This is a genomic window from Alloalcanivorax xenomutans (assembly GCF_032810065.1).
Lineage (GTDB): Bacteria > Pseudomonadota > Gammaproteobacteria > Pseudomonadales > Alcanivoracaceae > Alloalcanivorax > Alloalcanivorax xenomutans.
In genome coordinates this window covers 908,152-928,795 of record NZ_CP136538.1, presented here as the reverse complement: position 1 = coordinate 928,795, position 20,644 = coordinate 908,152, and the positions used below count along the sequence as shown (strand labels likewise).

The 20,644-nt window shown below is 60.2% G+C and carries 17 protein-coding genes; 8 read left to right on the top strand and 9 right to left on the bottom strand.

Annotated elements, in window-relative coordinates; translation table 11 throughout:
- Positions 1-67: 67 nt before the first annotated feature.
- The 3 genes from RYH70_RS04370 (at position 68) to RYH70_RS04360 (ending at position 4,338) form a co-directional block, all read left to right on the top strand.
- Entirely contained in the window at positions 68-2,194 is a 2,127-nt protein-coding gene (locus RYH70_RS04370; protein WP_317009825.1) for a TonB-dependent receptor domain-containing protein, read from the top strand.
- Between the two features lie 87 nt (positions 2,195-2,281).
- The gene (locus RYH70_RS04365; RefSeq protein ID WP_063140311.1) at positions 2,282-3,598 is read left to right on the top strand and encodes a hypothetical protein; all 1,317 of its coding nucleotides are present in this window, start codon (positions 2,282-2,284) and stop codon (positions 3,596-3,598) included.
- Positions 3,599-3,819: 221 nt separating this feature from the next.
- Positions 3,820-4,338: a porin family protein gene (locus RYH70_RS04360; protein ID WP_022993748.1), complete on the top strand. Its 519-nt coding sequence runs from the start codon at positions 3,820-3,822 to the stop codon at positions 4,336-4,338.
- Between the two features lie 76 nt (positions 4,339-4,414).
- On the opposite strand, the gene folE2 is transcribed toward RYH70_RS04360, so the two are convergent.
- The 3 genes from folE2 to RYH70_RS04345 form a co-directional block, all read right to left on the bottom strand.
- Positions 4,415-5,371 (bottom strand): GTP cyclohydrolase FolE2, encoded by a 957-nt coding sequence (gene folE2 / locus RYH70_RS04355; RefSeq protein ID WP_080530498.1) that lies wholly within the window; start codon positions 5,369-5,371, stop codon positions 4,415-4,417.
- Positions 5,372-5,727: 356 nt separating this feature from the next.
- Positions 5,728-6,666, bottom strand: a complete 939-nt coding sequence (locus tag RYH70_RS04350) for a tetratricopeptide repeat protein (RefSeq protein WP_026949821.1) — start codon at positions 6,664-6,666, stop codon at positions 5,728-5,730.
- A 23-nt stretch (positions 6,667-6,689) separates the two neighbouring features.
- Positions 6,690-8,153: a sodium/proline symporter gene (locus RYH70_RS04345; protein ID WP_233917743.1), complete on the bottom strand. Its 1,464-nt coding sequence runs from the start codon at positions 8,151-8,153 to the stop codon at positions 6,690-6,692.
- 195 nt (positions 8,154-8,348) lie between these two features.
- Between RYH70_RS04345 and RYH70_RS04340 the strand changes: the two genes are divergently transcribed.
- From RYH70_RS04340 to RYH70_RS04320, 5 genes are all read left to right on the top strand, one after another.
- A complete protein-coding gene (locus RYH70_RS04340) occupies positions 8,349-8,882 on the top strand; it encodes a MarR family winged helix-turn-helix transcriptional regulator (RefSeq protein ID WP_022993752.1) in 534 nt (177 codons plus the stop codon).
- Between the two features lie 4 nt (positions 8,883-8,886).
- Positions 8,887-9,420 carry a diaminobutyrate acetyltransferase gene (ectA, locus tag RYH70_RS04335; RefSeq protein WP_022993753.1) on the top strand — a complete coding sequence of 178 codons (534 nt, stop codon included), beginning with the start codon at positions 8,887-8,889 and terminating at the stop codon, positions 9,418-9,420.
- Between the two features lie 28 nt (positions 9,421-9,448).
- Positions 9,449-10,741, top strand: coding sequence for a diaminobutyrate--2-oxoglutarate transaminase (gene ectB / locus RYH70_RS04330; RefSeq protein WP_026949823.1), 1,293 nt, complete (start codon positions 9,449-9,451; stop codon positions 10,739-10,741).
- 65 nt (positions 10,742-10,806) lie between these two features.
- Entirely contained in the window at positions 10,807-11,205 is a 399-nt protein-coding gene (locus RYH70_RS04325) for an ectoine synthase (RefSeq protein WP_026949824.1), read from the top strand.
- An 80-nt stretch (positions 11,206-11,285) separates the two neighbouring features.
- Positions 11,286-11,936 (top strand): response regulator, encoded by a 651-nt coding sequence (locus tag RYH70_RS04320; protein ID WP_022993755.1) that lies wholly within the window; start codon positions 11,286-11,288, stop codon positions 11,934-11,936.
- Between the two features lies 1 nt (position 11,937).
- Here the strand turns inward: RYH70_RS04320 and RYH70_RS04315 are convergent, their stop codons facing one another.
- The 6 genes from RYH70_RS04315 to RYH70_RS04290 form a co-directional block, all read right to left on the bottom strand.
- Entirely contained in the window at positions 11,938-15,402 is a 3,465-nt protein-coding gene (locus RYH70_RS04315; RefSeq protein ID WP_317009824.1) for a hybrid sensor histidine kinase/response regulator, read from the bottom strand.
- Between the two features lie 108 nt (positions 15,403-15,510).
- On the bottom strand, positions 15,511-15,732 hold the full coding sequence (locus RYH70_RS04310; RefSeq protein WP_022993757.1) for a hypothetical protein: 222 nt from the start codon (positions 15,730-15,732) through the stop codon (positions 15,511-15,513).
- Positions 15,733-15,758: 26 nt separating this feature from the next.
- On the bottom strand, positions 15,759-16,364 hold the full coding sequence (locus tag RYH70_RS04305) for a 3'-5' exonuclease (protein ID WP_055099744.1): 606 nt from the start codon (positions 16,362-16,364) through the stop codon (positions 15,759-15,761).
- Between the two features lie 45 nt (positions 16,365-16,409).
- Positions 16,410-18,224 (bottom strand): DUF294 nucleotidyltransferase-like domain-containing protein, encoded by a 1,815-nt coding sequence (locus RYH70_RS04300; protein ID WP_394356121.1) that lies wholly within the window; start codon positions 18,222-18,224, stop codon positions 16,410-16,412.
- 184 nt (positions 18,225-18,408) lie between these two features.
- Complete coding sequence (locus tag RYH70_RS04295; RefSeq protein WP_116027659.1) at positions 18,409-20,205, bottom strand: sodium:solute symporter family protein; 1,797 nt, start codon at positions 20,203-20,205, stop codon at positions 18,409-18,411.
- A 29-nt stretch (positions 20,206-20,234) separates the two neighbouring features.
- A complete protein-coding gene (locus RYH70_RS04290; RefSeq protein WP_022993761.1) occupies positions 20,235-20,492 on the bottom strand; it encodes a DUF4212 domain-containing protein in 258 nt (85 codons plus the stop codon).
- Positions 20,493-20,644: the final 152 nt, after the last annotated feature.

Genomic DNA, 20,644 nt, shown 5'->3' with positions numbered 1-20,644 from the left:
TATGATATAACATTCGCAGCTTGCCAAGGCATGCTCCGCGTGCCTGTTCGATAGAGGAAAAGAGTCCATGAGACGCAAAGCTTTACCCCTGCCGCTGGCCCTGGGGTTGATGGTCGGTGCCACCCTGGCCGCCCTGCCAGCCTCGGCGCAACAGAACGACAACACCGACGACCAAGCGCCCCGGCAACCCTCCCATCAGTTGGATGCGGTCCAGGTGTCCGCGCTGCCTTTTGACGAGGACGCCGCCAGCGGCGCCTCATCGTTCGGATTGCTGGAGGACAGTCTGCTGTTCCAACGCAGCAACGCCACCCTCGGCAACACGCTGGAAGGATTGCCAGGGGTTCATTCCGACACCTTCGGCGGAGGCTCCAGCCGCCCGGTGATCCGCGGCCAGGGGGCGCCACGGGTAAGCGTGCTCTCCGATGGCGCCCGTCTGTTCGACGCCTCCGATATCTCCCCGGACCACGCCACCACGGTGGAGCCCATGCTCGCCCGCAAGGTGGAAGTACTGCGAGGCCCGTCCACCCTGCTCTATGGCGGCGGCGCCATCGGTGGCGTGGTCAACGTCCTGGACGACAAGATCCCCACCCGCATGCCGGACCGTCCGGTGGAGGGCTTTGTAGCCGTCCGCGGCAATACGGTGGCTAACGAGAAGGCCGGTGCCGCCGGCATCACCGCCCGCGCCGGCGACCACTTCGCGGTGCACGTGGAAGGCTCACGGCGCCGCGCCGACGACTATGAAGTGAATGGCTTCACCGTGCCCGACATCGATGGCACCTACGCCGACAGTGACAATGTCAGTGTCGGCGCTTCCTGGATCGGCGAGCGTGGCTACCTGGGCATGGCGTATTCCTACCGCAGCGACATCTACGGTCTGCCCGGCCACAGCCATGAATTCGAGGGCTGCGAAGCCGATGGTGATCAATTGTCCTGTGATGGCGATGGTCACGACCATGACCACGACCACGGCGAAGGCGAAGGCGAGCACACGCCGCCTTATGTGGACCTGGACGCCCGCCGCATCGATCTGCGCGGTGAATACCGGCAGCCGCTGCCCGGTATCGAGAAGGTCAAGGTGCGCTCCAGCCACACCGATTATCGCCACCACGAAATCGAGGAAGGGGAAGTGGGCACCACTTTCCGTCACAAAGGTTATGAAACCCGGGTGGAGGCGGAACACGCGCCGATTGGTGGCTGGCATGGCGTGGTCGGTTTCCAGTACGCCGATCACCAGTTCAACACCCAGGGCACCGAGGCCCTGATGCCGAAGACCGACACCGAAACCCTCGGCGTATTCGCGGTGGAACACTACCGCTTCTCCGAACAGTGGCACCTGGAAGTGGGCGCCCGTCACGAGCATCAGCGCCTGGACCCGGTGGAGGATCCGCTGGACCGGCCTTCCTACAGCGACTCCGCCAATTCATTGTCGGCGGCGCTGACCTGGGCGTTTCTGCCGGACTATAACGTGTCGCTGTCCGCCACCCGCGCCCAGCGCATGCCTCATGCCCAGGAGATGTACGCCCGGGGGGTTCACCTGGCCACCAACACCTATGAGTGCGGCCTGGTCTCCAGCAGCTACACCTGCGGCGCGCCGGGTGACGATTCCGCCATTCATAAGGAAACCTCGCGCAACATCGGCTTGAATCTGCGCAAGGTTCGCGGTGATCTGACCTTCGATGTCGGTCTGTTCCACAACCAGGTGGACAACTACATCTACGCCCGCACTCTGGATCAGATCGAGGAATTCCGCCTGATCAAGTACACCCAGGACGATGTGGAGTTCACTGGCGCGGAAGCGGAGATGCGCTATCAGTGGACCCCACGCTGGTCCACCACGGTATTCGGCGACATCGTCAAGGCCCAGTTCAGTCGCGGCGGCAACGAGCTGCCACGAATCCCAGCGAAGCGCCTGGGCGGCCGCGTCAACACCTACTGGCGGGCGTTCGACGGTGAGCTGGAGTTCTATCGGATGTTCCCGCAGAACGACATCGCCGGCTACGAAAGCCGTACTCCCGGCTACGACATGCTCAACGCCACCCTCAGCTACACCCTGGAAGGGGCCCAGCGCTACAGCGTTTATCTGCGCGGCAGCAACCTGCTGGGCGAGGAAGTGTGGAACCACACCTCCTTCCTGGCCCGCACCGTGCCAGAGCCGGGCCGCAATCTGACCGTCGGCATGCGCATGGAATTCTGAGACCGGCCGGGCCCTCAAAGGGCCCGGAGCGCCCCATTACCGAAACGCTATAACGTCATAAAATCGCAACGAATTCAGGAACGACACATGAACAGCTCATTGCACTCCGCCCTGCCCCGCCTCGGCGCCCTGACCCTGGCCCTGCTGCTGGCCGCCTGTAACAACGACACCGGCAGCACCACCCTGCCCGGCGGCGACGATGATCACGACCATGACCACGAGGAGACGGCCGGCCGTCTGGTGTTCACCCAGGCAGCGGGCAGTAACTCCCGCGTTTACGTGTACGATCTGGAACAACAGGCCACCATCGCCGATTTCGCTCTGACCTATCCGGCCACGGCACTGCATACCAGCCCCGGCGGCCGTTACGCCGTGATCATGCAACGTGACAATGATCAGGTGCAGATTCTGGATGGCGGTATCTGGCTGCACGAAGACCATGTCGACACCGGCACTCCCGGGCTCAGCGCCTTGACACTGCTTGGCGTTAAGCCCACCCATTACCGCGGCAACGACGGCCTCGGCACGGTGTTTTTCGACGGAGACGCCGCCACCGGTTCCCAGTTCCAGCTATTCAGTGACAGCAGCCTGGAAAATGACGACGTCATCGCCTCTCACACTCTTGAGCAAGCGCACCACGGCATCGCCGAACCGCGCGGCGAGTGGGTACTGAGCAGTAACGTCAGCGACGGAGCGAGCGCTGCCGACGGCATCGCGCTGTATCACCTGCACGGCGATCACTTCCATGCCGAGGGCACCCTGGCCACCGCCTGCCCGGGACTTCATGGCGGCGCCTCCAATACCACCCATTCCGTATTCGGTTGCGAGGATGGTGCACTGGTGGCGGAGCTGCACGGTGACCATTTTCACGATCACAAGGTCACCGCACCGGAACGTCTGGCGACAATCCTGGGCAGTCCCGATCTGACCGATTTCGCCGCCCTCTCCTACCCTGGCTATAACCTCTATCGGATAGCGCCGGATGCCACCGAAGCCGAGCAGGTGACGTGGCGCGAGAACACCGCCGCCGACGCCAAACCGCTCGCCTACGGCCTGGACCCGCACGGAGAGCATCTGGTGCTGCTCGACGATGCCGGCACCCTGCATGTGATCGATACCGCCGAGTGGCACCACCATGGGCAAATCACCGTATTGGATCAGCCCCCGGCCGACGGCGCCCCGGCACCGGCTTTGGCCTTCAGCGGCGACGGCCACGAGGTGTTCGTCTCCGACCCGCGGGCCCAGGCCATCCACCGTGTGGAACTGGAGTCCCTGACCGTGACCACTGAAGTGGCGGATCTCGGTTTCGCGCCGTTGGGGCTCGCTTGGACCGGCGCCGCCGGAGATCATGATGATCATGGCGAAGGGGAAGAGGAAGAAGGCGAGCACGACCACGAGCATTAAACGGTAAGCTGCGCGGGACATCCGACGTCCCGCGCTTTTGAATTTATGGGAGGCCCCAGCGCCCGTTCTCGAGCAAGCTCGCTTCCCGCGGAGGCCACGGAGCCGCCGTGGGAAGCCGCCTCGGCGGCGAATCGGCGTGTTGCGTGTCCAGCCTTTCTTGCGCAGCAAACTTCATTACAATGACGGCACTCTATCGTGGTTGTGATGAAAGGATTGTTGTAATGAAGAAAACATGGCTTCTGGCCGTCTGCCTTGTCCTGCCGATGATCGCCAATGCCAGCGGCTTCGCCGGGTTGGACTACGTGAGCAGCAAAGTGGAACCGGATCGCGGCGGCAGCGCCAAGCCCTCGGCGCTGCAGTTCAAGCTGGGCACCTGGATCAACCGCACCGAAACCCTGGGCGGCGAAGTACGCATTGGTCTGGGGCTGGATGACGACAGCCTGGGCAATGGCACCAAGGTGGAAATCGACCGCCAATACGGCGCCTATTTTCGCGGGCAGTTCCCTAACTCCATGCCGATCCGTCCCTACGGTCTGGTCGGTGTCACCCGGGTGGAAACCACCCATGACTATCGCGCCGGCGGCTCCAGTAGCAAGAACTACAGCGATCTATCTCTCGGCTTGGGCGTGGACTTTACCGTCAGCCCCAAGGTTTTTCTGAGTGTGGAGTATCTGCGCGCCGTGGACAGCAGTGGCGACGAGGTGAACAACCTGGCGTTCGGCGTCAACGGCCGATTCTGAGGGAATTCGCAGGAAAAACAACGGCGGCCGGTGAGGCTTGCTCCCACCGGCCGCGTTTCTTGTCAGAAAATCAGCGTCACGGAATCGGCAGGTAGCCGCCTTCCACTTCCTTGGTGACGATCGCCACCGCATTGTGGGCGTGCAGGCTTTCCAGGTGATTCACCCGCAACCAGAAATCGCGGTAGCAGGGTTGAGGATCCAGCGCATGCTTGAGACGGCGCGCCGCGTCTTCACAGAACATCAGATTCTGGCCATTCAGCAGCGCGAATTCCTGCTCGTCGATACGCTTCACCGCCGTCTGCACCGGCGTCTTCAGCGCCTCTTCGATGGAGTCGATCAACGCCGTGATCGGGAAGGATTCAGCAGCCTTATCGAGCAGCACCCGAACCTGCGCGATACTGCGCTGGCTATGCGGCGTGGCACGAATGCCTTCCTCGGTGCCGAGCCACTCGAACACTTCGTCCACATCCACCTTGCCGGACTGAAAGTCCTCGCGGAATTTTTCCTGAATCAACTGACGAGCCAGCGCCGCGGAACAGGGGCAGGTGGAAGAGTACGGCACTTCCACGTACATCTCGGTGCACAGCCCTTCTTCACCCAGTGACGCCTTGATGCTCACGGTATAGCTCTTCCAGCCGGCGTAACTGCTCTTGAGCGCCGGGCGGCGCATGGAGTACTCGAAATCGAACTGCACGAAACCACGGGTGCTGAGCCCCTCATGGGTTTCCAGGAAATTGCCGAGCAGCTGTTCGATGGAAGCCGGGCTCACCGAGTGATCCCCGAAGGTTTCTTCCAGCATCAAATACAGGCGCGACATGTGAATGCCCTTGGCATCCGGATTGGCCAGATTGACGTAGGCCTGAATGGAGGTGCTCACCGGGCGCTCGCCGACCCGGGTATCACTGACCCGTGCGGGCAGGTGAATTTCACTCATGCCGACCCAGTCGAGGGTGCCGCCGATATGGTCGACCATGGAGTTGGATGCCACATCAGGCATCGCCTTGGTGTTGTCCGCACCGCTTTCGCGCTTCATGGAAATCTCCGATAAGGACGGAACGCGGGATGGCGCTAATCGGATGCCGGGACACAGAATGGCGCCCAACGAATCAGCACTGATGGCAATCCGACTGTCATCGTCCAATCATTCAGGGGCGCAGAGTGTAGCAGAAACCTTCAGCCAAATAGACCTATTGCTGTTGTGGAAATAGCCGTGAAAAGCCCTGATTACGGGCCCATGGCCGCACCGGCGCACGGTGGATTACGACACCGATTGGCACCTGAACGGTTATCTCATTGAAATATAAAGGGAAAAATACAGACATACTGTTGGCCGGAGCGCCGCCCTCACCCCGGCCAACAGCTTTCTCTCATGGCACTGACAGCATCGACCTATGGGTCAAGAAGCTCCTCGCCACCGACCACCGCCTGGAACCGGGGCAGGTCCCGCAACGGCTGGAACATCTCCTCCGCCCGGGCATGCTGGCGCAGCGCATCCGACTGATTCACCGCCTGCTCCAGATCACGCAGGGCGTTATCGGTTTCACCCAGCCCGGCCCAGGCACAGGCGCGCTGGTAGAGCGCATGGGAGTTTTCTTCGTCCACTTCAAGCACCCGGTCACACAGACTCAGTGCCCAACGCTGCTCACCCAGCTCAAGCGCGGCGTCCGCCTTCCATGCCAGCGCTTCCGGATCGTCCGGGCGCAGTTCCAGGATGCGGTCGTACAGCTCGATTTTCTCCTTGTAGCTGGGCTCCTTGGAGGCTTTCAACCACAGGCTGTGAATCTCGTTGGTACGCTCGATCTCTTCCTGGTTCTCGGCAATGGTGCGGGATTTCTTGCGCAGTTCCTTCTCCAGGTCCGCCAGCCGGGACTCGTACTCCACGGTCAGCCGGGACATCTCCTTCTCGGCGTAAACGCGGATGTTGTCCTTGAGATCCCGGATCGTGGACCAGCCCACCAGCGCCAGAATCGAGGCGGCGCCGGCGATCAAATAAAAGAAGTACGTCACCGTGTTGGTGGCGTAGCCCATGGCCTTGTCCGCCACCTCCAGTTCCCGGTCGGTGACCAGCTTGGTCATCTCGTTGCGATATTCCATCATGTCCTGACGAAGGGAACGCAACTCACCGAGAATCCAGTTCTCACGGAACTGGGAAATCACCGGCCCCTTTTCAATCTCGCTTTGCGCCTCGGGCCGGGGCACCCCCTGTGAGTCTTCCGGAACCTGTGAGGTTTGGGCCTGGACCGCCAGCGGCAACATCAGACAACCGATCAACACACCCACTTTTCCGCCAACACGGCTGAGCCGCTGAAGCAGCGCTTTGCGGAACACGATTCACCTCTTCCTCTTGCTGATTACTGCCCCTGGGAACCTTCCAATGGGCGACGTTCACCCGAGCCGGTGAGGTGCCCCATGGCAAATACCAGCCAGGCGGCGACCATCGCCGGAAAAACCTCCGACATGGTCGCATTAAGCCCCGCCAGGCGCCAGCCAACCGCCACCACGGTGGCGGCGACGACCATACTTACCGCCACCGGCTCACCGGGACGGCCACCCAATGCATAAACCACCAGCAGACTGCCGAACGAAGCACCGAGAATCCCCCAGGCGAACAACACCAGATCAAACACATTCTCATTGGCGAACAGAGCGATCCCCAGGGATGCCACCACCACCAGCAGAGTGATGACACGGGCGGTCCCGTAACCGTGCCAACGGCTCGGCATCAGGTCCCGGGACAGACAGGCACTGCAGCTGAGAATCAGAGAATCCACGGTGGAGATGGTGGCCGCGAACAGCCCCGCCAGCACCAGCCCGGTGGCCACATCCGGCAACAGTTCCTGGGCCATTACCGGCAATGCCAATTCCGCGTCCAGCTTGCCGGCGTTCATCACCAGCGACGGGTCAACAACGCCTTGATCCATCAACAACCGGGCCATCATCCCGACGCCCACCGCCAGCGTGTAAAAGGTGATGAACCAGGCGTAGTAATAGCAACGGGCCCGGCGCACCGAACGGGGGTTCGCCACCGCCATGAAGCGCACCATGACATGGGGCTGACCGATCACCGCGGCACCGGCGAACGTCCAGCCCACCAGAAACAGCACCGGCCCTTGCCACCCCAGCGCCAGGCTCGCCTCGGAAAAGAAACGGAAGAAGTGATCGGAGACGCCATGCAGCCCGGTCCACGCCGCCTCCCAGCCACCCACCATATACACCGCGGTCCACAGCATCACCGTCATGGCCACGATCATCACCACCGATTGCGCCGCATCGGTCCAGATCGAAGCACGCAACCCGCCGGAAAAGCCATAGAACAACACCATCACCGCGCCAATGATCGCGCCGGTACGGGTATCCCAGTCGAACAGGGCATGCAGCGCCTTGCCACCGGCCTTGAACTGAGCCGCCGCATAAACCCCCAGCAGCACCACGGCGATAACCGCCGCCACCGTCTTCAATACTTTGAATTCCGTACCATTCCAGTTGGCCAGCAGTTCCGGAAAAGTAAGGCTGTCCCGCTTCTCCGCGGTCTCACGGATACGGCGGGCCACCAGGGTGGAGGCCATCCAGTCGCCCAGAATCCAACCCACCATCATGGTGAACGCCGGCAAACCCGTGGCGTAGGTGTAGCCGATCACACCGATGAACATGAAACCTGAATTATTGGTGGCGACAGCGGAAAGTCCGGTCAGGGACGGTGCCACGCCGGAGCCGGCGAGCAGGTAATCGGCCTGGCTTCGGGAACGCACCAGCACCGAAGCGAAACCGATCAGAAGAAACAACAACATGAAGCCAATGAAGCTCGCCAGAACCATCAGGCGCCTCCCCGAACAGCTAATTACTTTGACATCTAAATATTATATCTCTAAACTAGCCTACCACTTTGAGCCACGGAGGTCCCGGCCTTGCCGCCTGGTTAGCCGAAACCGATCGAAAAAATCCCTTTCAACTCGAAATTGCGTTTTTCTTTTTTCAGTCATATTGATTCGCTATCAAGGCAATAAACGGACATGGCCAGACACGACGAAGTGTTGATCGCGTTACGACAGATTATTCGCGCCACCGATTTGTACTCCCGGAAGTTGAGCAAGGTCGCCGGTCTTACCGCGCCTCAACTGCTGGTATTGCAGGCGATCGAACCCCATGGGGAATTGACCATGGGCGATATCGCCAATGAGGTATCAGTGAGCCAGGCCACGGTCACCACCATTCTTGACCGCCTGGAGAAACGGGGGCTGATCGAACGCAAACGTGGCGAACAGGACAAACGCCGCGTTTACGCCTCGCTCACCGGCGAGGGCGTCGCTATTCTAGAGCGAGCCCCCACCCCTCTTCAGGAGGAGTTCATGGCCCGTTTCGAGCAGCTTCAGGACTGGGAGCAGACGTTGATTCTCAGTTCACTGCAACGGGTCGCCGCGATGATGAACGCAGGCGACATCGACGCTTCACCGGTACTGGATCTGGGCGCCATCGATCGCGCTCAGCCGGTAACCGAGGAACGCCGGAGCCGCCATCGCACCCCTTCCCAAACCGACCAGAAGTGACACCATGCCTGCAGACGACACGACCGACAAAAAACACCAGGACGACGACCTGACCCTGCGCAAGCCGGAAAGCCAGGACGGCCCCCGGGTGCATCAGTTGATCGCGGAGTGCAAACCCCTGGATGAGAACTCCGTCTACTGCAACCTGCTGCAATGCACCCATTTCGCCGATACCTCGGTGGCGGCGGAGCTGGATGGCGACCTGGTCGGCTTCATCTCCGGCTACCTTCCGCCCAAGCAACAGGACACCCTGTTCGTATGGCAAGTAGCGGTGCATGAGAAAGCGCGGGGCCGGGGTCTGGCCAAGCGTATGCTGGCCGCCCTGCTGGAGCGCGACGAAGCCACGGATGTGCGCTACATCGAAACCACCATCACCCCGGACAATGAAGCTTCCTGGGGCATGTTCCGCAGCTTCGCCTACGAGCGCCGCATGCCCACCGAGGAATTCATCCTGTTCGATTCGCGCCTGCATTTCGCCGGCCAGCACCAGGATGAGCATTTGTTGCGCATCGGCCCGTTCAATCGGGACGACGCCTGAAAACGAATTCAGAGAGGACGACGGAACCATGGATACCGACATTTTTGAAAGCCACGAATCGGAAGTAATGAGCTATGCCCGCAGCTTCCCGGTGGTCTTCGACCAGGCCAAGGGCAGCTACCTGTACGACGAAACCGGTGCGGAGTACATCGACTTTCTGGCGGGGGCCGGCACCCTCAACTACGGCCACAACAACCCGATCCTGAAAGAAAAGCTGCTCGAATACGTCCAGCGCGACGGCATCGTCCATGGCCTGGACATGCACACCGCCGCCAAACGGGAATTCATGGACACCTTCTATGAGGTGATCCTCAAACCCCGCGACATGGACCATGTCATGCAGTTCACCGGTCCCACCGGCACCAACGCGGTGGAAGCGGCACTGAAAATCGCCCGCAACATCAAGGGCCGTCACAATATCATCGCGTTCACCAATGGCTTCCATGGCGTCACCCTGGGCGCCCTGGCCGCCACCGGGAACAGCCACCACCGTGGCGTGGCCGGCGTTACCCTGGGCGGCGTCAACCGCATGCCCTACGACGGCTATCTGGGCGACGCCTTCGATACCACCGAGTACCTGGACAAGGTGCTGGGCGATTCTTCCAGTGGCGTGGACTTCCCCGCCGCCGTGATCGTGGAAACCGTACAGGGCGAGGGCGGCATCAACGCAGCCAGCTTCGAATGGCTGCGCAATCTGGAAAAGGTGTGCCGCAAACACGACATGCTGCTGATCCTGGACGACATCCAGGCTGGCTGCGGCCGTACCGGCAGCTTCTTCAGCTTCGACGAAGTGGGTATCAACCCGGACATCATCACTTTGTCCAAGTCTCTCAGCGGCTATGGCCTGCCGTTCGCCATGGTGTTGCTGAAACCGGAACTGGACCAGTGGAAACCCGGCGAGCACAACGGCACGTTCCGGGGCCACAACCTGGCGTTTGTGACCGCCACCGCCGCTCTGAATCACTACTGGCGCGACGACAAGTTCGCCCAGGAAGTTCAGAAGAAAGCCGACATCATCACCGAGCGTTTCCGCGATATCGCCCGCAGTTACGATGATCATTGGTTCTACCTGAACGGGCGCGGCATGATGCAAGGCCTGGTCTGCCGCGACGGCGAGCTGGCCGAGGAAATCACCAAGGCCTGCTTCAAACGCAAACTGGTGATCGAGACCTCCGGCGCCGACGGCCAGGTGATCAAAACCCTGTGCCCGCTGATCATCAGCGAGGAAGATCTGAACCGCGCCATGGAGATTCTCAAGGACAGCGTGACCGAGGTCATGACCGACCGGGTCAAGCGCGGTGAAGCACACTCCGTAGGCTGATCCCACTCGTGCTCCCCCGCCCGGGGGAGCACCTTTCTCCCCTGCCATACTCTGGAGCTACTTTAATGATCGTACGTACTCTGGCGGAAGCCGAGAAAACCGAACGCCGCGTGGTCGCGGAAAATGGTAACTGGCAGTCCGTGCGGCTGTCCCTGAAGGAAGATGGCATGGGCCACTCCTTCAACATCACCACTATCTTCAAGGGCACCAAGACCCACATCAAATACGCCAACCACTGGGAATCGGTGTATGTGATCTCCGGTAAGGGCAAAATCGAGATGGTCGAAAGCGGTGACGTCTACGAGCTGACCCCGGGCACCATCTACTTGCTCGACCAACACGACGAGCACTACCTGTACGGTGGCGAAAACGAAGACATGGTCGTGGCCTGCGCTTTCACTCCGCCGCTGAGCGGCAAGGAAGTCCACGACGAAAACGGTGTTTACCCCGCCGACCTGGACTGACTTTCCCGCCAGCCCCGATCCGGCGCGCGGTTCCGCGCGCCAATCATGGCATTGCCCCTCACCATGCGTATAATCGGGGCATGACCCGGATACTGATCGCCGACGACCACCCTCTGTTTCGCGCCGCGTTGCGCCAGGCGGTGGCAAGCAGCTTTGCCGATGCCCGTATTATCGAAGCGGATTCCCTGGCGGCGCTGGAGCGCCTGGGCCAGGACGAGGCCGTGTTCGATCTGATCCTGCTGGATCTGCACATGCCGGGCACGCACGGTTTTTCCGGGCTCGTCTATCTGCGTGACATCTATCAACGGGTGCCCCTGGCAGTGATTTCCGCCAACGAAGAGGTCGCCGTGATTCAACGGGCCCTGCACTTCGGCGCGGACGGCTTCATTCCCAAATCCGCCTCGGTAGACGCCATGACCGAAGCGCTGGAAAGAATCATGAACGGCGAACGCTGGGTACCGGAAAAAGCCCGCGGCCCCCGCCCTCCTGACCTCGCCGACTACACCGCCATGCGCGAGCGCATCACCAGTCTGACGCCGCAACAATTCCGCGTCATGGGCATGTTACTGGAAGGCATGCAGAATAAAGTGATCGCTTACGAACTGGATGTCTCCGAAGCCACGGTCAAGGCACACATGACCGCCATCTTCCGCAAACTCGGCGTCCGCAACCGGACCCAGGCGGTGCTGGCATTGAAAGACCTTGCCATCGAGCCCCCCGGCGATCTCTGATTCACAGCGCCCGCAGCACCGCCAGCAAGGCGTCCTGATTGACCGGCTTCTGCAGAAACTGCACGCCCATCTCTTCCGCCATGGTGCGGATCTCCGGCCGCCGGTCCGCGGTAATCAAAACCGCCGGCACCACATCGTCCCAATAGCCGTCCAGCGCCTCGATAACCTGAAAACCGGTCTCGCCATGGTCCAGTTGATAATCCACCACCAGCAAATCCGGCGCCGGCTGATTTTTCGCCTTTTCTATCGCCTCGCCTACGGAACCCGCCACCACCGGTTCACACCCCAGTGCGCGGAATAACGCTTCCAGACTGGCCAGCAAGGCGGCGTCATTATCAACGCAGAACACCCGCATGCCCTGAATATCCCTCTGCGGCTCCTCGATGACGTCCACCGGAGCGGTCATCGGCGTTTGCGACCGGATTCGTGGCACCGAGACACTGAACACGGTGCCCTTGTCCGGCCAGGAGCGTACCGTCAATGGATGCTCCAGCAGCCGGCAAATGCGGTCCGCGATCGCCAGCCCCAGCCCCAGCCCCTTCACCTGCCGTCGCCCCTGCTGCGGCAAGCGCAGAAACTCCCGGAACACCTGGGTCAGTTGGTCCTCGGGAATACCCGGCCCGGTATCCCAGATCTCGATACGGACCCAGTCGCCATCGCGGCGGCAACCAAACAACACCTTGCCTCGATCGGTATAGCGCACCGCGTTGGATAGCAGATTCTGCAGCACTCGCCGCAGCAAAGTGGGATCGGTGCGCACCTCCACGTCCGGCGCCACAAGATGCAGGCTCAGCGCCTGATCCCGCGCCAACACGCCAAATTCCTGTCCCAACTGCGACATCAGGGGCCGTAAACTCACCGGCGCCGGATGGGAAGGCATGGTGCCGGTGTCCAGCCGGCTGATCTCAAGCAAGGCGGAGATGATTTGCTCGGCGGCCTGCAACGAGCTGTCGATATGCCCCAGCACTTCTGTTTCGTAGGCAAAATCCTCTTCCTTGCGGCTCAGCCGTTGCCCCAGGGAAGAAACAAACAAGTGCGCCGCGTTGAGCGGTTGCATCAGGTCATGGCCGGCAGCGGCCAGAAACCGTGTCTTGCCTTCATTGGCCTGCTCCAGCTTGGCGTTCAATTCCGATAGCCGGCGGGTCCGTTCGGACACCATCTGTTCCAGATTCTCGTTGATCTGCCGCAGCGCTATTTCGTCACGCTTTCGTTCGGTCACATCCATATAGGTACTGACGAAACCGCCCCCTTCCATGGGGTTGCCACGCACTTCCACCACCACACCATTGGGCAACTCCCGCTCGAAGCGATGAGCATGCCCCTCCCGCAGCAATTGCACCCTTTTATTGACGTCCTCTTCCAGATCGTCGCCATCGTAAAAGCCACGCCCGGCGTTATAGCGGTATACCTCTTCGATCGGCCTACCGAGACGAATCAGCCCCTCCGGGTACTCGAACATACGCACATAAGCCTGATTCCAGGCCACCACGTTCAGGTCCCGGTCCACCACGCAAATACCCTGACTGATGGTCTCGATGGTGGTGCGCAGCAGTTGATGATTGAACTGAATCAGCTGGGACGCCTCGTCCATGATCCGCACCATCTCATCATGGCGCACATTTTGTTTGCTCAGCAGAGAGCCCATCACGATACGCGCGGTGGACGCTCCCATGGCGCCGGCCAGCAACCGCTCCACATAACGCACCAGATGCAACGGCGCCGGCAATTGCAGGTCCGCCGGCACCTGACGCCGCTCCAGATAATCGAAGAACAAGGTCCGCGCGCGCGGGTGCCCCAACCCTCTCTCACACACCTGCAACAGCTCCGCCGTGGAGATCAGCGGATGCCCCATCTTCTCCCGCCACCAATCCGTGGGAGTATCGACAAACCGGGTAGCCTGGGTTTCATCCAGCGCCTCACGAAACGAGCGCCGGGAAAAATAGATATAGGCGGCCAGATTCAGACTGAGACTCCAGAACACGCCATGGGTCAACGGATCCAGCCCCTCGATACCAAACAGGGCGTGAGGCCGCAGCACACCAAGACCGATCAGCCCATGAAGGTTGAGCCAGTCCACCGCCGGATCCGGCAGCATCAGCGGCAACAACAGACAGTACAGCCAGATCACGAAACCAACGATCATGCCGATAAAGGCACCGGCGCGGTGTCCTTTGTGCCAATACAGTCCACCCAGCAGCGCCGGCGCGAACTGCGCCACCGCGGCGAAGGAAATCAGCCCCAGGTGGGCCAGCCCCTGAATGCGATCGATGATGGTGTGGAACAGAAACGCCAGGATCAGCAACAGCACGATGCTGAGACGGCGGAGAAAACGCAGCTGCCCGCTCAGATCGGACAGTTCTTCCTTGCCCTGGATGCGGTATTGCACCCAGGCCGGCAGCAGAATTTCGTTGGTCAACATGATCGCCAAAGCGATGGTCGAGACAATCACCATACCCGTGGCGGCGGCGATACCGCCGATAAAGGACACCAACAACAGCCCATGGTTGCCAGTGGCCATGGGCAACGACAACATGAACATGTCTTCCTTGGTGCCGGGCGGCAGCATCTGCAACCCCGCCGCCACGATCGGCAGCACGAACACCGCGAACAGCAGAAGATACAACGGCAATACCCAGCGGCTGCTGCGCAGATGACGAAGATCGTTGTTCTCCACCACTCCCACATGGAACTGCCGGGGCAGGCAAATGATGGCCAGCATCGACAACAACAACGCGGTAACGAATCCCTGGGAGAACAGGGTGGGTTCGAACAGCCCCCGAATGGTGGCGTCAGTGGTGACCCGATTCCACAGATCGAAAGGGCCACTGTAGATACCGAACAGGCAAAACAATCCGACAATGACGAAGGACACCAGCTTGACGAAGGATTCGAAGCTGACCGCCAGCATCAGTCCGGATTGGTGCTCGGTGGCGTCGATGTGACGGGTACCGAACAACAAGGTGAACAATGCCATCAGTGCGGTGACCACTAAAGCGGTATCCAGCGGTGGCGACACATCCGCCCCCAGCACGTGCTCGAACGACAAGGTCACCGCCTTCAACTGCAAGGCGATGTAGGGCAGGACGCCGATGATGGCCACCAACGTGACCAGCACCGCCAACTGGCGTGACTTGCCGTAACGGGCGGCCAGGAAGTCGGCAATGGAAGTAATGTGGTGCTGTTTGCCCACCGACACCAGCTTGTAGACCAGCGCGGCGCCGAACAGCACGGTGATGATGGGGCCCAGGTAAATAGGCAGGTAGGTCCAGCCGCGCTGGGCGGCTTCCCCCACGGCGCCATAAAACGTCCATGAGGTGCAGTACACCCCCAGAGCCAGACTGTAACTCCAGGGATTGTTGACCACCCGCAGGCCGCGCCGCTCGGCACGGTCTCCCCACCAGGCGATGACAAACAGAATCAGAACATACAGCAGCGCCAGGCCGCCCAACTGCCACAGAGAAACCACCTTGCCTCCGACTACACCAACCACACGCGGCCAACCTGCCGACGTCTCTCAGCGTGGGCACGAAGCCGCTGTACGAGCTTGGTCCGGGCGGCGGGCCACTGCCAAACATCACCACAGCATCAAGGCACGCGCGAAGCGAATCACCACCGCCAGCAATAATAACAATACACCCGCGCGCTGCGCCTTGAACTCCGCCACCGACAGCGCCATGCCACGGGCCCAGAAGCGTGCCACGCCGCGCCAATCCCCGGTGCGACGCCAATAGTGCGCATAGGCACCCAGGACAATCAACAGCCCCAGGGTCAACAATGTGGTTTCCAAATACACCATGGTTTACCCCTCCTTACTAGCGCCGCTCAGCTCTTTTCCATCAATCTGGTGTACATCAGCGCGGCCGTGGTGGCATCACCGCGAGCGCTGTGTCTGCCCATAACCGGAACCCCCAAGTCCGCCGCCACCTGCTCAAAACGCAAATCCGCCACCTGCTCGGGCTGACGATGGCGCAGACGCTTCTGGTACAGATTGCTCAACTCGATACGGCGATTGGGGATCTCAAAACCAAACAGGGTTTTCGTATAACGATTGAGAATGGCCATATCAAAGCTCAGACACCAACCCACCAGAGGCCGGTTATCAATAAAGGCGAGCAGTTGTTCCAATACCCGGCGGACATCACCGCCCTCACGTAAATCCACCGGCCGCAAACGATGAATACGAATCGACGTGGCATCCAGAGAGGCCGGCGCCTGAAGATGCAAGTTCAACGCGGCCCCCGCCCTCACTCGCCCGTGACTGATGGGCACCGCCGCCACCGATACCAGTTCCGCGCGGCGAACATCCAGCCCGGTGGTTTCGCAATCAATCGCCACCAGCTCATCCGCATCCGCCGGCAACTCGAACATATGAGAGAAGGGACCGTCGCCGTGCCGGTGGCGTTGCCAGATGCGCTTCAATGTATGCATGGTTCAGTACTCCGGATTCGGTGCTCTGGATTCAGTATTCAAGATTCAGTACTCAAGATGGAAACGGCGACTCAGACTTTTCTTGAAATCATTGACCACATGCAAGGCGTCGCGCAGCATATCCCGCTCCAGAGACGACAAGCCTGCGACACTGACCTGATTACCGGCTTGCAATGCGGCCCCGGGCGCGGACAGGTATTTGATCTGCTGCCGCAGCCGCAGCTCCGAAAATACAGCCAGCGCTCCACCAAGATCATCGGCCACTTCCGCCTCCAGATGACCGGCATCGACCAGACGCGCCATTCTGGACAGAGTATTGGTTTCCCGTATGCGATAACGCAGGCTCAACGCCCGCACCCCATGAACCAACGGGAAAACACCGCCCTTCTTGATATCAAGGGTTTGATCACGAGTCTTGAGCGTACCGAACAAGGTCAGAGGTGTGGCGAAATGCAAAACGGGACGGGCAAACTGGGACAATAGAATTTCATCGTGACTGCAATGCTCGAACAACAAGTCCCGCAATCGTTCCACCAAAGGCACCTGCCCCGCCACCGGATGAGCATCGGCCAGAATCGCCAGCCGCATCATAGCGGCGTCATCGCCTTGCCCCACCCAACGCCGGATACGCCGGCGCCAATCGGTCAACGTACCCACCCACTCCGGATTCGACGCCATAATGCCGCCTGGGCAACGGGGGTAACCCAGACGCACCAGCGTATCGGTAAAAGCACGGGAAAGATCGCGTAGTTCCGGCCAGTTCAGATCCTCTTCCAGAATCAGGCCATTATCCTGATCGGTTTTCAGTATCTGCTCGCCACGTCCTTCGCTGCCAAACACCATAAGACAACACTGCATCGCCCTCGTCCGGGGCATCAGAAACTCAAAGGCACGGGCAATAATGCGGCCGTTGAGCGCCGCCATCAGTTCCATGGCGAAACGCATGCGCACGCCCTGAGCCATCAGCGCCTGTACTAACTCAGGCAGACGGGCACTGGCCAATACCAGGGCGTCCATATCCTCCGCCCGCTCCACTTCCAGCCCCACCACATAGGAGCGACTGGAAAAGAAACTGAGCACATCCGGCAGTTCCACTACGCCCAAGGCCCGGCCCTCCGCCATCACCACCACCCGGGTCACCTGATGCCGGGTCATGCGTACCAGGGCGGCGAACAGGAATTCATCCAGATCAACGGTTACCAGGGCAAACGACGCCAATCCCAACGCCGGGCTTCGCGGAGTCAGCCCTTCCTCCACCAGTCCACGCAGCAAATCGGTTTTGGTGATCACCCCAACCTGGCCGCCCGCTTTCAATAACAAGCTGTCGACACCATGCCGGGTCAGTTCCGTGGCCGCATCGCCAATAGTCCCGTCCGCGGGCAGCAACACCGGCTCGCGCATGCACTCACTGACACGCGCCAACATGAATCCGGCCAGGGTGACGCCGCCTTCGCGCCGCTCCGCCAGCAGCTGACTCTTTGCCGCCAACCTCGCCTGGAAGTAATCCGCGAAGGCGGGTTCTTCATTACACAGAGCCTGAAACAGCTCCGCCGGAATCAAATAGCAAAGCGCTTCTTCCTCCACCTTGAACCGGTAACGGCTGGTGCCGTTGAAGACGGTGATGGCGCCGAACAGATCATCATCGGTATAGACCGCAATCCGCGCCGACGCCTCCGGAGCACGGGGGTCCATCTCCACCACCACGCCTTTGTGGACCACATAGACATAGTCGGTGGCATCACCGGCGTCGAGAATCACGGTTCCGGCGGACAGAAACGTCATTTCCACCGCCTGGCGCAAACGGTCACGGCCCTGTTTTCCCAACAGGGAGAACGGCAATTGCTCGAAGTTCAGATCCACTTTTGCCCTGTCCTCCCGGAATCCCATTCCTCCACGGAACGGGCCTACCGGATAAGCCATCCGGATAAACCAACCCTTGGATTGGCTTATCACGATGACCTGACTTTATAACAGTGCCCTGTTAGACGAAGAAGGGCGGAGCGCATCGCACCCCGCCCCCCGGTTTTCGTTCCTGATCCCGTGATCAGTGTTGTACCGCCGCGCCCGCGCCACGAGGTACCCGAATATCCTCCACAATATGTTGGATATGCTCTGGCGGTGCCTGGGTAACCCGGGAGACCACGAAAGCCACAACGAAGTTAAGAATCATGCCAACCGTGCCAATCCCTTCCGGAGAGACACCAAACAACCAGTTATCGGCGGTGTTCAGCTCCGGAGAGATGAATTTGAAGTAGACGATATAGCCAAAGGTGAAAGCCAGCCCCACCAGCATGCCGGCAATCGCCCCCTCCTTGTTCATGCGTCGATAGAAGATACCCATCAGAATCACCGGGAAGAAACTGGCCGCCGCCAACCCGAAGGCAAAGGCCACCACCTGGGCGACGAAACCCGGTGGATTAATGCCGAAGTAGCCGGCGATAATAATGGCGACGACGGCCGCGAGCCGCGCCGCCAGCAGTTCCTGCTTCTCGGTGATCCCGGGTACCAGCGTTTTCTTCAAAAGGTCATGAGAAATGGCCGACGATATCACCAGCAACAACCCGGCCGCCGTCGACAAGGCCGCGGCCACGCCGCCGGCCGCCACCAGAGCGATCACCCAGGCCGGCAAATTACCGATTTCCGGGTTGGCCAGAACGATAATGTCTCGGTCAATGTAAACTTCGGAGGCATTATCAGTGGGAGTATTGGTCAGCACACGCTCCCCTTGTGCACCGGAGGCCTCCTCGCGGGAGCCGGAGAAAGTCGGCTTGCCCTCGAACGGAGCGCCCGCGGCCATCTGTACACGTCCGTCGTTGTTCTTGTCCATCCAGCCGATCAAACCGGAGTTCTCCCAGTTATAGAACCAGCCGGGCAGCTCTTTGTATTCCGTGCCGTTCACGGTTTCGATCAGATTGGTACGCGCGAAGGCCCCTACCGCCGGAGCGGAGGTGTACAACAGGGCGATGAAGAACAGGGCCCAGCCGGCACTGATCCGGGCATCACGTACACGCGGTACAGTGAAGAAACGCACGATAACGTGAGGCAGGCCGGCGGTCCCGCACATCAGGGCGGCGGTGATGAAGAACACGTCGATGGTGGATTTGCTGCCGTCGGTATAGGCGCCGAAGCCAAGCTCCTGAACCACCTGATCCAGGCGTTCCAGAAGATAGACGCCAGTGTCGTTACCGGAGGCATCCAACACGGTGGCGCCAAAGCCTGTTTGTGGCAGTACGTGTCCGGTCATCATGATGGACAGGAATACCGCCGGCACCAGGAAAGCGAAAATCAGCACGCAATACTGAGCGACCTGAGTGTAGGTAATGCCTTTCATGCCACCCAGTACGGCGTAGAAGAACACGATGGCCATGCCGATGATCACGCCGATGTTCACATCCACTTCCAGGAAGCGGGCGAACACGATGCCAACGCCGCGCATCTGCCCGGCCACATAGGTAAACGATACGAATATCACACAAATCACCGCCACCGTCCGGGCCACGTTGGAGTAGTAACGGTCACCGATGAAATCAGGCACGGTAAACTTGCCGAACTTGCGCAGGTAAGGCGCCAGAAGCATCGCCAGGAGGACATAACCACCAGTCCATCCCATCAGGTATACGGAGGCGTCATAGCCGGCGTAGGCGATAATCCCAGCCATGGAAATAAAGGACGCGGCGGACATCCAGTCCGCGGCCGTGGCGGCACCATTGGCCACCGGGGAAACCCCACCGCCGGCCACGTAGAACTCCTTGGTGGAACCGGCCCGCGACCAGATGGCAATACCGATATAGAGCGCGAACGACGCGCCCACGAAAATATATGTCAGAAGTTGGACATCCATACTCTTATCCTCATTGTTATCGAGCTGGTTTACTGCTCGTCCACGTCGAATTTCTTATCCAGCTTGTTCATGGAATGGGCATACATGACGATCAGTACCAGGAACACATAGATCGATCCCTGTTGCGCAAACCAGAAGCCGAGTTTGAAACCGAAGAACTGGATAGCATTCAGTTGATCCACGAGCAGGATGCCGAAGCCGTAGGAGACGACAAACCAGACAACGAGATAGGAGAAGATCAATCTCAGGTTGGCGGCCCAATAGTCGCGGGCGTTTTTTTCTCTCATTAGTTAACCCCTTTCCCAGTGACGATTCCCAGTGACGATGACGGCACTGACAGCGAACCCTTTCCGCAATACACAGCCAAGCTTTCACCGGACAGGCACGAACGGTCCGCATCTAAGAGCCTAAACAAAGCCGAATGGCGCGACAGTATGAC